The following is a 13,662-nucleotide window of genomic DNA, read 5'->3' as shown; positions in this document are numbered from 1 at the left end:
ATCTGGGTGGCCGAGTTGACGGTGAACGTCGGGGCCACCGTGCCGTTGAACGTCACCTGCGTGGCGCCCGTGAAGTTGGTGCCGGTCAGGGTTACCACCGTGCCTATCTGACCGTAAGTGGGCGTGAACGAAGTAATGGTCGGGGCCGGAACCACCGTGTATACGGTAGTAGAAGTAGCCGAGCCCGTGGGCACCGTGAGGCCAATGACGCCGGTGGTGGCGCCGGCGGGTACCGTCACCGTAATCTGGGTGGCCGAGTTGACGGTGAACGTCGGGGCCACCGTGCCGTTGAACGTCACCTGCGTGGCGCCCGTGAAGTTAGTACCTGTGATAACCACCGTGCTGCCCACGGCGCCGCTGGCGGGCGTGAAGCTGGTGATGGTGGGCGGAGCCCCTACCACAAACGGCAGCGCCGACGTGGCCGTGCCCTGGGGCGTGGTCACGGTGATGGTGCCGGTGGTAGTGCCGGCGGCCACGGTGGCCGTCAGCTGCGTGGCCGAAACCACCGTGAAGCTAGATGCAGCCGTACCGTTAAAGCTAACAGCCGTGGCGCCCGTGAAATTGGAGCCCAGCACCGTCACCACCGTGCCGGCCAGGCCACCGCCCGGCGTGAAGCTGGTGATGGTGGGGCCAACGGCCGCCGGCGTGATGGTGAAGTTGGTGTTCGAGATGTCGAAGAAATAGTTGTCAGCAGCTTCCACCATGATGCGCGCCTGGGTTTGGGCGGTGGCGGGGCTGGGCGCTACCACAATGGCCGAACCGTTGTTGGGCACGTTGGTGGCAAGCGTGGTCGGGTACGTCAGGCCGCCGTCGAGGCTGAGGCGGATGTTGACCCGGGCGCAGCTCACGGGCGCGGCTACGGTGTTGGCCACGTCCCAGGTCACGGTTTGGGCCGCGCCGCCAATCCAGCTCACGGCCGTGTTGGGGAATTGCACCAAGAAGGGACCGGCGGTGCTGGTCACGCTCATGTTCACCGTCGCGCTGTAGTCCACACCGCCGATGGTGCCTACCGTACCAACATGCTCGTCGCGGGCCGTGCAGCGGAAGTTCAGCGAGCGGGACACCGTGGGCAGGCGCTCACCGATAACGGTGGTGTTGTTCACCAGGTCCGTGATGCGCGGGAAATAACGCGTGCCGCTGGTCAAAGGCACGAACGAGCGGAACAGAGGCACGTTTGAATTGGCCACCTGGGCATCGTTGGGCGCCTGCTGGGGGCCGAGGTCCAGTTCCTCCCACATATAAGTCAGGGCGTCGTTCTCCGCATCGGTAGCCGTAGCCGTCAACTTGAAAGGCGTGCTGATGGGCAGTGTTTTGCCGCTGGCCGGGGCCGTTACCACGGGCGCCGTGTTGCCGGTAGCCGAAGCAGTGCTGCAGGTCGTGCCATCGATGAAGGCGCGCATTTCCTGGTAGTTGCCGGTATGGAAATACGGGTCGGAGTTCGGCTGCAGGTTATTGGCCGCGCCGCAGATGCCCGCGTAGGCCATAATGGTCGAGCCCGAACCGGGCTCCCAAGCCGTATTGGCGTTGCGGTTGCCGCCGCCGCAGCTGCCAGCGTTGCCGTTGAAGGGGTGGTTGCCGCTGAACTGGTGGCCCATTTCGTGCGCCACGTAGTCGATATCGAAGGCATCGCCCACGGGGCTGGCCGAACCGGTGAGCCCGCGAGCCTTGCTGGCGCTGCACACCACACCCAGGCCGGCAACACCGCCGCCGCCCGTACCAACCAAGTGGCCAATGTCGTAGTTGGCCAAGCCGATGACGGCATTGACGTTGGTAATGTTAGCTGCTAGGTCGGCGCTGGTGTTGGCGTAGGGGTCAGTGGCCGCGTTGGTATATATCAGCAAGCTGTTGTTGGCCACCAGCACCAAGCGCACGGCCAACTCTTTTTCGTACACGCCTACCACGCGGTTCACAGTCGTCACGATGGCCGCCTGGGCCAGTGCGACCGTGCCGCCGTGGAAGGTGGTGTATTCGCCGGTGGCCGCTACGGCCAGGCGGTAAGTGCGCAGCTGCGACCCGCTGGCGAGGGTTTTGCCGGCAGTACCGGCGTTGGCAGCCGCTACGCGACCAAGGCTGGCTTGCAACTCGGCTTTCGTGGGCTCGAAGCCGCAGGTCATAGCCGGACCGGCGGCCGTGGCCGTCCGGTTCATGTCTTTGTGATAAAAAGCCAGGTAGTGGCGCGTGTCGGTGCGCGTCACCGGGTCGATGTAGTAGCTCTGGCCGTTGGCGGCGAGCACCTGACCGTGGAAGCCCTGCGGCGTCAGGTCGAGGCGCACCGAAGCCGACGCGTCGTCGAGGCCCACACCGGCGTAGGTTTTAATGCCGGGGTAGCGGGCCGCCAGGGCGGGCTCCATCACCGGGGCCTCGCGCACGGCAAAGCGGCTGGTGCCACCGTTGGGCAGCGGCAGAGCCAGCACCAGCGGAGCGGCACCCACCTGCGTTTCGGCAGGGGCGGTGGCCAGCGCGGAACTCAGGCCGCTCAGGTCCAGCGTCAGGGCCTGAGAGTGGTAAAGGGCAGCCGATAGCGGCGCCACAGCGGCAGCGCTCTTGGCTTCGCCATCGGCCTGGAAGAATTGCGAGCCGACTTGCTGCGCCTGCGCGCCGAGCGAAAGGCCCAGCGACAACAGAAGCATGCCGCCGAAGCGACTGAGGCCCTTGCGCACCCCGGAATGGGTGTCGGGCCGTTGGGGGGCCGGCCGGGACTGGTAACGATGCGTCATCTAGAAAAAGGTATTTGAGGTGGAAGCAGTAAATATAACTTCTACCCCCTATTCCTTAGATGAAAATCGACCAATCACATCCCACAATCGGCCAAGAGCGGCTACTGTTCCGGTTTTTTTATTTCTCCACTGAAACTCCGGCCGCTTCGACAGCAGCCAAAAAATTAATTAAGTTTATATAAAACTAAAAAACATGCAACACATTACCCTATAAGGCAGAATGCATCGCATGTTTTCCACTTTGATAAAAAAGTTGTTTCGCCGCTACCGGGCTTGCAGGTATTTCACCATTAGCTCGGCCGTTTTTTTGGCGGCCTGCTGCTGGCCAAGTTTTTCGCGCAGCTCGGCATAGCCGGTTTTGATGCGGGCCTGGTAGTCGGCGTCGGTGAGCATGGTGCGCAGCTCATCGAGCAGGTTGCGGGCGTTGAAATCATTCTGAATCAACTCCTTCACCACTTCACGGCCCACAATCAGGTTCACCAGCGAAATGTAGGGCACCTTGATGACCATCTTGCCGATGGTGTAGCTGAGCAGGCTGGTGCGGTAGCACACAATCTGGGGCACGTCGAAGAGAGCCGTTTCGAGGGTGGCTGTGCCGCTGGTGACCAGAGCGGCCGTGGCGTGGCTCAGCAGGTCGAAGGTTTGGTCGAAAACGAAGCGGATGCCGTTGCGGTGGAAGTGCTTATAGTAGTTGGGGTCGAGGTTGGTGACGCCCGCCACCACGAACTGATACTCTTGAAAGCCAGGCAGAATGGCAATCATCTCGTGCAGCATTTCTTCGATTTCCTGCTTGCGCGAACCGGGCAGCACGGCAATGATGGGCCGGTCGGGCTCCAAGCGGTTGCGCTCGTAGAAATCGGTGGTGGGCTCGAATTCGGCCACGGCGTCGGCCGTGGGGTTGCCGGTATAGTCCACCTCGTAGCCAAACTTCTGGTAGAACTCCCGCTCGAAGGGCAGAATGGCGAACATCTTGTCGACGTAGGCTTTCACCCGCTCGACGCGGCCTTGGTTCCAGGCCCAGATTTTGGGCGAAATGTAGTAGAACACCTTGATGCCGTGTTCCTTGGCAAATTTGGCCATGCGCAGGTTGAAACCGGCGTAATCGACCAGAATCAGCACATCGGGCTTGTAGGCGAGGATGTCCTGTTGGCACTGCTTCAGGTAGCCGCGGAATTTGAGGATGCTGGTAGCCGCCTCCACAAAGCCCATGATTGCCAGCTCCTTGTAGTGACGCACCAGCTCGCCGCCCTCGGCCTCCATCAGGTCGCCGCCCCAGAAACGGAACTGCGCGGCGGCGTCCTGCTGCTTCAGTTCGCGCATGAGGTGAGCGGCGTGAAAATCGCCCGACCGTTCGCCGGCTATCAGATAGTATTTCATTCTTTCATTTAACAATTATCATTTAACATTTAACATTCAGCCGTCTCCGCATGGGGTATTTTCGGCCGGCGCAAGCGCGGCAATCAACATCTGTTAAATGTTAATTGATAAATGTTAAATGACTTCTAGCCGCCGTAGTATTCCACGAAGTTGCGCGGCGTTTCGTAGAGCTTTACGCAGTGCAGCCGGGCCTGGGTGATGGCGGGCAGCTCGCGCTCCAGAATTTGCCAGAAGGCGATGGCCAGGTTTTCGGTGCTGGCCATCTGGCCGGCCATGAAGGGCACGTCGAGGTTAAGGTTTTTGTGGTCGACCTGCTCGGTGATGTGTTCGCGCAGCAGGTCGGACAAGGCCTTGAGGTCGACCACGAAGCCGGTTTCGGGGTCGGGTTCGCCCTTCACCGTCACGATGAGGTCGTAGTTGTGGCCGTGCCAGTTGGTATTGGCGCAGGGGCCGAACACTTCGCGGTTGCGCTCCTCGCTCCACTTGGGGTTGTAGAGCTTGTGGGCGGCGTTGAAATGTTCCTGGCGGCTGATGTATATCATTCTAGTTGTCAGTTGTTAGTTGTCCGTTGTTAGTCTTAATAGGAGGTCGCATGTTCCTAACAACTGACAACTAACAACCGACAACTAAGTGGTTTTCCGCAGCAAATATACGAAGAAGGGTACCCCGAACAGGGCCGTGACCAAGCCCACCGGCAGCCCGGCCGGCGGGTAGAGCAGCCGGGCCAGCAGGTCGCAGGCCAGCAAAAAGCCCCCGCCCAGCACTGCGCAAAACAGCAGATTGAGCCGGCCCGTGGTGCCCAGCAGCCCGCGCGTGAGGTGCGGCACCAGCAAACCCACGAAGCCCACCGGCCCGCACAGCGCCACCACGCCCCCCGTGAGGCCGGCCGCCAGCCCCACCAGCAACCAGCGCCGCCGCGCCACCGGCAGGCCTAGGGCGGCGGCCCGCTCCTCCCCCAGCAGTAGCAAATTCAGGTCTTTCTGCATGAAGGCCAGCACCACCAGGCTGATGGCCAGCGCCGCCGTCGGGTAGGGCAGCACGCTCCAGCCGGCCCGTTCGAAGCTGCCAAAGGCCCAGAACACCACGCTACGCAGGCTGCCCTCGGGCGAGGCCAGGAAGGTGAGCAGGCTGCCCACGGCCGACGCCAGCGCCCCCACCGCCACGCCCGCCAGCAGCAGCGGCGCCGGCAAAATGCGCCCGCGCCGGGTGCCCAGCGCCACCACCAGCAGCGTGGCCCCAAACGCACCCGCCAGCGCCGCCACCGGCGGCAGATACACGCCCATGACGGTGAGCGAAGGCACCAGCACATAAGAAGCAATGGCGCCCAATGACGCTCCCGAGGCCGTGCCCAGCAGGTACGGGTCGGCCAGCGGGTTAGTGACGAGGGTTTGGAGCAGGTAGCCGCTCACGGCCAGGCTGGCGCCGGCCAGCAGCGCCAGCAGCAGGCGCGGCAGCCGCAGCTGCACCAGCACCAGCTGGGCGGGGTCGGCGGGGTCGTAGTGCCGGAAAGTGTTCAGGATGAAGCTATACGACGTGGTGTAGCTGCCCACCCGCAGGCCCAGCACCAGCAGCACCAGCACCAGAGCCAGGCCGGTTAATAGCCAGAAAAGCGGGCGTTGGGATTTCAAGAAGGAACGGAATGGAAGTACGTCAAGCCGAAGAACGTCGCGGTAAGAACGTCATGTCGAGCTTGCCGAGACATCTTGCGTGGGGTAGTAATTCTTTTGCTGGCGGTTGGATTACTTCGGCACGCGAAATGTCTCGGCGGCGCTCGACATGACGTTCGTTTGACTCCGTAGCAGCCCCTGCAATTCGCGCACCGATTCGACTACGCGCGGCCCCGGCCGTTCCATCAGGTTGCCGGTGATAGCGAAGACGCGGCGGGTTTGGTAGGCCTTGATGCGCTTCAGCTCGGGATAGTTCTTGAAAAAGGTACTATCCAACTTCTCGAAGCTGCCGCCGAGCAGCACGTCGGGGTTCAGCTTGAGGATGTACTCGCGGGTGAGGGCCGGGTAGGGCTGCGGGAAGGTTTCCGTCACAGCGTTTCGCCCGCCGGCGAGGTCAATTTCGTCGGTAAAAAGTGTGTTTTGGCCGTAGCAATAAATAGGGTCCTGCCAGGTGATGGCCAGCACTTTCGGCAGGTTGGTGTTTTCGTGAGCTGGTGGGCTGGCGAGCAATTTGAGGCGTTGACGCAGCGAGTCGGCCACACGGTGGCCTTGCGCTTCGCGGCCGAGCAGGCGGCCCAACTCCTCCAGGCCCGTGAAAACGTCTTCCACCTTGCGGAAACGCATGTAATACACCGGAATGCCCAAGTCCTGTAGGCGCTTGGCGTCGTCGACGGAGGTGATGCCTTCGACGGTGAATACCACGTCGGGCTTCATCGTGACGAGGCGCTCCATGTCGAGCGGGTAGTTGTTGACGACGGGTTTACTCAGTACCGTGGCGGGAAAATTGTCCTGCGGGCAGCGGGCCACGATGGTGGCGGTATCGGCCACGGCGTAAAGCATTTCGGTCATGCTGGGGGCCAGAGCCAGCACGCGGCGCGGGTGCGCGGGCAGCGTGAGGGCGCGGCCCAGGCCATCGTGCACGACCACGGGGGCGGCGGGTTTTGAATCGGACTGGCAACTTGCCAGCCACGCCAGCGGTAAAAGCAGCAACAGAAAACGCATGCGGCAAAGGTAGCCCCGGGAATCAGGCCACGGGGATTCAGTAGAACGTCATGCCGAGCGCAGCGAAGCCTCTTTACCGCGCAACGCAATCCAATCGACAGCATATACCATTGCGGTAAAGAGGCTTCGCTGCGCTCGGCATGACGTTCTTTTTCTAGTCCCCTACCTTTGCCCCGTTCCAAACCCACGCCTCATGATAGTAGTCACCGGCGCGGCCGGCTTCATTGCCAGCTGCCTTGTTTCCCGCCTCAACGCCGCCAATTTCAACGACGTGGTCGTGGTGGATAATTTTTCGGTTGAAAAGAAGCTGCCCAACATCGAGGGCAAAAAGCTGCGCGAGTACGTCGACCGCGAAACGTTTTTCGAGTGGCTCGACGCCAATCACGAGCAGGTGGAGTTCATCTTCCACCTCGGCGCCCGCACCGACACCACGGAGATGGACCCGGCCGTGTTCGACCTGCTCAACCTCAACTATTCCAAGCAGATGTGGCAGGCCTGCGTGAAGTACAACTTGCCGCTGGTGTACGCCTCCTCGGCCGCCACCTACGGCGACGGCACCCTGGGCTACACCGATACCGACGAGGCCCTGTTCCCGCTCTACCGCCCGCTGAACCCCTACGGCGACTCGAAGAACGACTTCGACAACTGGGCGCTGGAGCAGGAAGAAAAGCCGTATTTCTGGGCGGGCCTGAAGTTTTTCAACGTGTACGGCCCCAACGAGTACCACAAGGGCCGCATGGCTTCGGTAATATTCCACGCTTTCCATCAGATTCAGCAGACGGGCTCGATGACGCTGTTCAAGTCGCACAACCCCGACTACACCGACGGCGGCCAGATGCGCGATTTTGTGTACGTGAAGGACGTGGCCGAAGTATGCTTCTTCCTGCTGAACCACCGCACGCACTCCGGCATCTACAACCTGGGCAGCGGCCAGGCCCGCACCTTCCTCGATTTAGCGTTGAACACCTTCCAGGCCCTCGGCCAGCCAGCCGATATTCGCTTTAAGGACACGCCCGAAGACATCCGCGACAAGTACCAGTACTTCACCGAGGCCAATATGGACAAGCTCAAGAGTATTGGCTACGAGCAGCCATTTACGCGGCTGGAAGACGGCATTCAGGACTACGTGCAGAACTACTTGGTGCCGGGCCGGTACATGTAACAACTGTGCTTACCATTGTGCTGAGATATTGAGAATGTCATGCTGAGCGCAGCCGAAGCATCTCTACCGCGCTACTAATCCAGTCGAGAGGATTTACTATTGCGGTAGAGATGCTTCGGCTGCGCTCAGCATGACGTTCCCTAATTCCACTCAAACATTCCCAATTCCGCCCGTGACTCCCTCCGCCCGTCCCGTTATTACCGTTGTGGGCGGCGGCTTCGCGGGCACGGCGCTGGTGCTCCAGCTGCGGCAGCAACCGGCGCTGCGAAACGCTGAAATTCACCTCATTGAGCCGCGGGAGGCACCTGGCCCGGGTCTGGCCTACAGCGCCCGCCGGCCCGAATATCTGCTCAACGTGAGGCCCGGCGCGCTGAGCCTCTACCCCGACGCGCCCAGCCATTTCGCCGATTGGCTAAAAAACCAGCCCGAAAGCGTCGACGGCGTGCCCGATTTCGCACCCCGCACCACCTTCGGCCGCTATCTGCACGAAGAACTGAGCGCGGCGCTGGCGCCCACCGCTGCCGCGCCGCGCATCCTCTGGCACAATACCCGGGCCGTGGCGGCCCCGCTCCTGCCCTCGGGCCAGCGCAAGGTGCTGCTGGCCGACGGCACCGAGTTGCGGAGCGACATCGTGGTGCTGGCCCTGGGCAACTTCCCGCCGCCGCCGCCGGCCGGGCCCGACCACCGCTACCTGCACCACCCCGGCTACCACGCCGACCCCTGGGCCACCGGCAACATCCGCCGCATCGGGCCCGACGACTCGGTGCTGCTCATCGGCTCGGGCCTGACGGCGGTGGACGTGCTGCTGGCTCTGCACCACGACGGCCACCGCGCCTCTGCCACGGTGGTGGCCCGGCACGGCCGCTGGCCCAGCGCCCACGGCCCGGTGGCCGCACCCTACCCCAACTTTTACCCCGAACTGGCGGCCGAAACCACCGTGGCGGGCGTACTGGCCATTTTCAAGCGGCACCTGCGGGCTGCGGCGGCGCAGGGCATTGGCTGGCAGCCAGTGCTGGATTCGCTACGACCGAACCTGGGCCGGATTTGGGCGGCCTGGCCGCTGGCCGAGCAGCAACGCTTCCTGCGGCACCTGGCCGGCTTGTGGGCGGTGGCCCGGCACCGCAGCCCGCCGCAGAACACGGCGGCCCTGGCCCGCCTCACGGCCACCGGGCTGGTGCAGCTGCGCGTGGGCACGGTGCGCGAAATTGTGCCCGAAGGCCCCTTGCTGCGTGTGCGCATCGGCCCGCGAAACGGCGCGGGCGAGTGGCTCACGGCCCAGCACGTGGTGTGCTGCGCCGGCCCGCTGCTCGACTATGGCCGCATTGCCGACCCGCTGGTGATGAGCCTGCGCGACAAAGATCACCTCGCCGCCGACCCGCTGGGCCTGGGCCTGCTCACCGATGAGCACGGCGCGCTGCGCGGCGCCGACGGCCGGGTTTCGGCCACGCTCTTCACCCTCGGCCCCAGCCGGCGGCCGGCGTATTTTGAGTCGACGGCCGTGCCGGAGCTGCGGCAGCAGGCCGCTGAGCTGGCGCGGGAACTGGCGCAAAGAGTAAAGCCGAAGTAACGCCTGCCTCCCCCAGTGCATTAGTGGATAATTAATGCCCTGTTGGGCCTAAGCCAAAGCAAGTAGCACAAAAAAGCCGCTCCCAGATGGAAGCGGCTTCGTGATTTGAAGTCACTTGTATTACGCAGCCAGGGCCGGATACATGGGCAGCACCGGCGCCTCGGTGGTGGGGAAGGCGGGCCGAATGTCGGCCAGGCGGGCGGGCGCGGGGCTGGCGGCAGGCGCGTCGTGGTGGCGCAGGGCGCGCATCAACAGGTAGCGGTATTTTTCGGCGTCGGCCAGCGCTTGCTCAATGGCTTGCACGGCATCGGCGTGAGCCACCACCGGCTGCAATTCACGGCGCGGGCGGCGGGCTTCAAACACATGACCTTCGAGGTATTGGGCGGCAGATTTCATCTGGAAAACGGGCCGGTTGTTTGGTTATCTACGGCTTGCTGTATTAACCAAACAACCGGCCTTTTCATTCCTCAAACGCCTCTTTTCAGTCATATTATTCAATCTGAATACCAGTTACTTATAGCATAGTTTTCAATCCAGAAGTATTAACTGATTTTCAGCACAATTTTACCAAACTGCGCCCCGGCATCCATGCGGCGCAAGGCGGCTTCGCCCTTGGCCAGCGGAAATACTTCATCCACCACTGGCACGATTTGCTTTTCCGACACCAGTGCCAGCATGTCGTCGAAATCTTGTGGCGAGCCCATGGTGGAGCCCAGGATGCTGAGCTGCTTCCAAAAGATTTTGGCGGGCGGCATGTCGGGGATATTGCCCAGCGTGCCACCGTAGAACACAATGCGCCCGCCCGGCGCGGCGGCATCGAGCAGGGCGTTGAAGGCGGCCCCGGCGGCGCTGTCGATGATGACATCGAACGGACCGCCGGCTTGCTGAATGAGGGTTTTCACCCAGTTCTCGGTGTTGTAATTGATGCCCCCTTTGGCGCCCAGTTCCCTGGCTCGGGCAATTTTCTCTTCCGAGCTGGACGTCACCCAAACCTCGGCCCCACGGGCGGCACAGAATTGCGCGGCCAGCAGCGCCACCCCGCCGCCGATGCCCGTCACCAGCACCCGCTCACCGGCCTGCACCTGCGCGCGCGCGAAGGCGGCCCGGTAGGCAGTGAGGCCGCCCAGCGGCAACGCTGCGCCCTGCTCGAAGCTGAGGTGCGCGGGCAGCGGCCGGATGTATTCGGCAGGCAGCGTGATGTACTCGGCAAAGGTGCCGGGGTCGGGCATGCCCAACACTACGAAATCTTTGGCCTGAGATTTAGGGTTGTGCCCCCAGCGCAGGCCGGGATAGATAAGCACGCGGGCGCCCGCGGCGGGCGCATTGGCGGACACGCCGGCGCCGTGAGCAGCTACTTCGCCGGCGCCGTCGGCCCCGAGCGTGCAGGGCAGCTTGATGCCGCCGTACTGGCCCTTCTGAATCCAGACGTCGCGGTGATTAAGGGCAGCGGCGTGGAGCCGGACCAGGATTTCGCCCGGTTCGGGCGTAGGTGTGGGAATTTCGCGGACGGCCGCGGGCTGGTTGATGGCGTCGAGTTGGAGGGCGTGCATGGTTTTGAGTGGAAAGTGGGGAGTGGATAAAAGAACGTCATGCTTCAACTGCGCTCAGCATGACGTTCTTTTATTGCCTTTAGCTATTCGTTTCTTCATGCTTTTTCAGACCGGTAATGACGACCGGGCCAGCCACGAGCAGGCCCGTCACCAGGCCGCCCAGGTGCGCGGCGTTGTCGATGTTGCCGGTAATGCCTGAGAGCAGATTGCTGAGCACCAGGTAGAGTACGAGGCCCAGCATGGCGCGGCGGTCGGATTTATCGAGCACCAGCCGCTTGCCGATGAGCAGTACCAGCAACAGGCCATAAAGGCCGAAGATGGCGCCGCTGGCTCCTACCGAATTCACGCCGTCGGTGTGCCACCACAGGCTGGCTAAGCCACCACCCACACCGCAGGCCAAGTAGCCCAGCAACAAGCGCAGGGGCCCCAGCCGGTCTTCCACCAGCAAGCCCAGCAGCCAGAGCGAGAACATGTTCAGCAGCAGGTGTGTGAGGCCGGCGTGCACAAACAGGCAGGTGAGCAGCCGCCACGGCTGCCCGGGCAGCGTGAGGTCGGAAATATTGGAGCCCCACAGCACCAACTGGTGTCCGGTGGGCTGGGAAGCCGACACGCCGCTGAGCACCATGAGTCCGAAAACCAGCACGTTGAGGTCGAGCAGCAGCGGGGTGGCCCAGAAGCGGCGCGACGGAATGAACAGCCCTTTTAGCAACTGGCCCAGCAGCTGGGGCCAGGTTTCCGGGGCTTCGGCGGGCTGGGGGGGCGCGGGGACGCGCGTGGTATCGGGCAGCAGGTCGCGGCGGCGCAGCTCGGCCACGGCGGCGGCGCCCACGGCGGGCGGATAGCGGGCGGCGTTCTGGGCCAGGTACAGGAGTTCGGCTTCGGGCTTTTGGGCGAAGAGCTGGGCGGCCAGGGCGGCAGTGGAGCCGGGCGGCGGGCCGGCGGGAGGGGTGGCTTCTTCCATCAACTAGAGGCGCGGCAAGGAGCGCGCCAGCCTGTGAGAACCGGCCACTTTGCCAGATGGTTGGGTGTTGGTGGGAAGTACCGGGCGGAACTGTCATCCTGAGCGCAGCGAAGGAGCCTATCACGCTCGAACAACTGGCTCTGACCTAATAAGGTACTTCGCTGCGCTCAGGATGACAGTTCGGCCCAACACTCAATCCCCAAAACCCAACACCTAATACTTCACCGTGAGCACCGTGGCCTTGTACGGCTTGCCGGTGACGGGCGAGGTGGGCAGCACGTCTTTCATCCAGTCCTGCACGTCGGCTTCGCGGGATACCAACTCTTTGTCTTTGAGAAATTGTTTATTGGCCAGCAGGTCCGGGAATTGTTCCAGAATGTGCTGCTGGCTGCTGGCCGTTTCGCGCATGCGCTCGAAGTGGCGGGCCATGTTGGGGCCGAAGCGGTAGCTGTACACGGCGCCCTTGTTGAAATCCGACCAGGTTTGGCGTACCACCAGCGTTTGCTCGGCAAACAGGGGCCCGGCCTTGCCGGCGTGGGCTTGCCCGGTGAGGTATTCGGTTTGCATCTCGGCCGCCCAGAAGCGCCGGGCCAGCTCGCGGAACTGCCGCATGGCTTGGGAGGCCTTTTTTTCGGAAGCCGGAATGGTGGCCAACTGCCGTTCCACCACTGCCGACGTGCTGTAGGTCGGAATGGCGGAAGTGGGCACTTCTATCAGGCGCGGCGGCAGACGGGGCTTGGCCGGCGCGGCCACGGCTTTCACCCCGCCACCGCGCTGCTTTGAGTAGTAAAACCAGCCCACGCCCAGCAGCAGCGCCACCGCCAACAGCACGTTGATAACGCCCAAGCTCCGGCCCGATTCGGCGATGCTGGCCGGGGCGTCGAGGTCGACGGCGAACGGTTCGGTGGGCGGCGCGATTAGTTGGATGCCCCGGCGGCGCAGCTCGCGCTTGGCCGAATCAATCAAATCGGGTTGGTAATACTCGGGGTGCTCGATGAAAAACCGCAGCTCGGCTTCGGTTTTTTGGTGGTAGAAATCAGCAGAATGGTCGGACACGGGGAGCGGACGGCAGGTTGGTGAGCAAATGCCGTAGCAAGATGGCGAACGACGGCCAATTTGCCGCATCCAACCGTGACGCCCCCACGCCGTAAACCCAAACGCAGCGGGGCCTTTCCGTTCGCGCTACGACCATTTCCACATTTCACCTTTCCCTCCCATGCCCGACCCCACGCAGAACCCCACCGACCCGCAGCCCGACCGCGCGCCCGCTAGCGCCACTCCCGACCAAACCTCGGAGCAGGAAGCCACGGTGAACAGCACCCCCGACACCGCCCCCGACGAAAAGCCCAGCACCGGCCCCAACACGCCCAGCAGCACCCAGCAGAACATGGGCGACGGCGCGGGCATTCGCGGCGACTACGGCGACGCCAGCCAGACCAACGGCCTCGAAGGCGGCCCCGATACGCCCGATAACCCCGAAACCGATACGGAGCTGACGGGTTCATAAGCGCATCAAGAATAATAAGAACGGTCATGCTGAGCGCAGCCGAAGCATCTCTACCGCGCAACTAATTTGATTTAGTGCAGCAGTAGAGATGCTTCGGCTGCGCTCAGCATGACGTTCCTTTTTTCAGTCATACCGTTCGCTGCCGCCCCGCC

General features: G+C 62.9%; 12 protein-coding genes. 3 read left to right on the top strand and 9 right to left on the bottom strand.

Annotation, left to right across the window (positions count from 1 at the left end):
• The 5 genes from Q5H92_RS24205 to Q5H92_RS24185 all read right to left on the bottom strand — a co-directional run.
• On the bottom strand, positions 1-2,717 hold a 2,717-nt coding region (locus tag Q5H92_RS24205; protein ID WP_305014158.1), incomplete at its 3' end, for a reprolysin-like metallopeptidase.
• A 264-nt stretch (positions 2,718-2,981) separates the two neighbouring features.
• Positions 2,982-4,094 (bottom strand): lipid-A-disaccharide synthase, encoded by a 1,113-nt coding sequence (lpxB, locus tag Q5H92_RS24200; RefSeq protein WP_305014157.1) that lies wholly within the window; start codon positions 4,092-4,094, stop codon positions 2,982-2,984.
• Between the two features lie 125 nt (positions 4,095-4,219).
• Complete coding sequence (locus Q5H92_RS24195) at positions 4,220-4,636, bottom strand: 6-pyruvoyl trahydropterin synthase family protein (protein WP_305014156.1); 417 nt, start codon at positions 4,634-4,636, stop codon at positions 4,220-4,222.
• Between the two features lie 84 nt (positions 4,637-4,720).
• A complete protein-coding gene (locus Q5H92_RS24190; protein WP_305014155.1) occupies positions 4,721-5,722 on the bottom strand; it encodes a FecCD family ABC transporter permease in 1,002 nt (333 codons plus the stop codon).
• Positions 5,723-5,833: 111 nt separating this feature from the next.
• Entirely contained in the window at positions 5,834-6,763 is a 930-nt protein-coding gene (locus Q5H92_RS24185; protein WP_305014154.1) for an ABC transporter substrate-binding protein, read from the bottom strand.
• Between the two features lie 193 nt (positions 6,764-6,956).
• On the opposite strand from Q5H92_RS24185, the gene rfaD reads away from it, so the two are divergent.
• Together rfaD and Q5H92_RS24175 are read left to right on the top strand one after the other, a co-directional pair.
• Entirely contained in the window at positions 6,957-7,925 is a 969-nt protein-coding gene (gene rfaD, locus Q5H92_RS24180; protein WP_305014153.1) for an ADP-glyceromanno-heptose 6-epimerase, read from the top strand.
• A 172-nt stretch (positions 7,926-8,097) separates the two neighbouring features.
• Positions 8,098-9,492: an FAD/NAD(P)-binding protein gene (locus Q5H92_RS24175; RefSeq protein ID WP_305014152.1), complete on the top strand. Its 1,395-nt coding sequence runs from the start codon at positions 8,098-8,100 to the stop codon at positions 9,490-9,492.
• A 120-nt stretch (positions 9,493-9,612) separates the two neighbouring features.
• Here Q5H92_RS24175 and Q5H92_RS24170 read toward each other — a convergent pair whose 3' ends face one another.
• The 4 genes from Q5H92_RS24170 to Q5H92_RS24155 form a co-directional block, all read right to left on the bottom strand.
• The gene (locus Q5H92_RS24170) at positions 9,613-9,888 is read right to left on the bottom strand and encodes a hypothetical protein (protein ID WP_305014151.1); all 276 of its coding nucleotides are present in this window, start codon (positions 9,886-9,888) and stop codon (positions 9,613-9,615) included.
• A gap of 146 nt (positions 9,889-10,034) precedes the next feature.
• Complete coding sequence (locus Q5H92_RS24165; protein ID WP_305014150.1) at positions 10,035-11,042, bottom strand: zinc-binding dehydrogenase; 1,008 nt, start codon at positions 11,040-11,042, stop codon at positions 10,035-10,037.
• Between the two features lie 79 nt (positions 11,043-11,121).
• Positions 11,122-12,003, bottom strand: a complete 882-nt coding sequence (locus Q5H92_RS24160; protein WP_305014149.1) for a rhomboid family intramembrane serine protease — start codon at positions 12,001-12,003, stop codon at positions 11,122-11,124.
• Positions 12,004-12,216: 213 nt separating this feature from the next.
• Positions 12,217-13,059, bottom strand: a complete 843-nt coding sequence (locus Q5H92_RS24155) for a hypothetical protein (RefSeq protein ID WP_305014148.1) — start codon at positions 13,057-13,059, stop codon at positions 12,217-12,219.
• A 160-nt stretch (positions 13,060-13,219) separates the two neighbouring features.
• Here Q5H92_RS24155 and Q5H92_RS24150 point away from each other — a divergent pair, with 160 nt between their 5' ends.
• A complete protein-coding gene (locus tag Q5H92_RS24150) occupies positions 13,220-13,510 on the top strand; it encodes a hypothetical protein (RefSeq protein ID WP_305014147.1) in 291 nt (96 codons plus the stop codon).
• Positions 13,511-13,662 lie beyond the last annotated feature (152 nt).

It is taken from the genome of Hymenobacter mellowenesis, assembly GCF_030581005.1.
In the GTDB taxonomy this organism is placed as follows: domain Bacteria; phylum Bacteroidota; class Bacteroidia; order Cytophagales; family Hymenobacteraceae; genus Hymenobacter; species Hymenobacter mellowenesis.
This window is presented reverse-complemented; position numbering and strand designations above follow the sequence as displayed.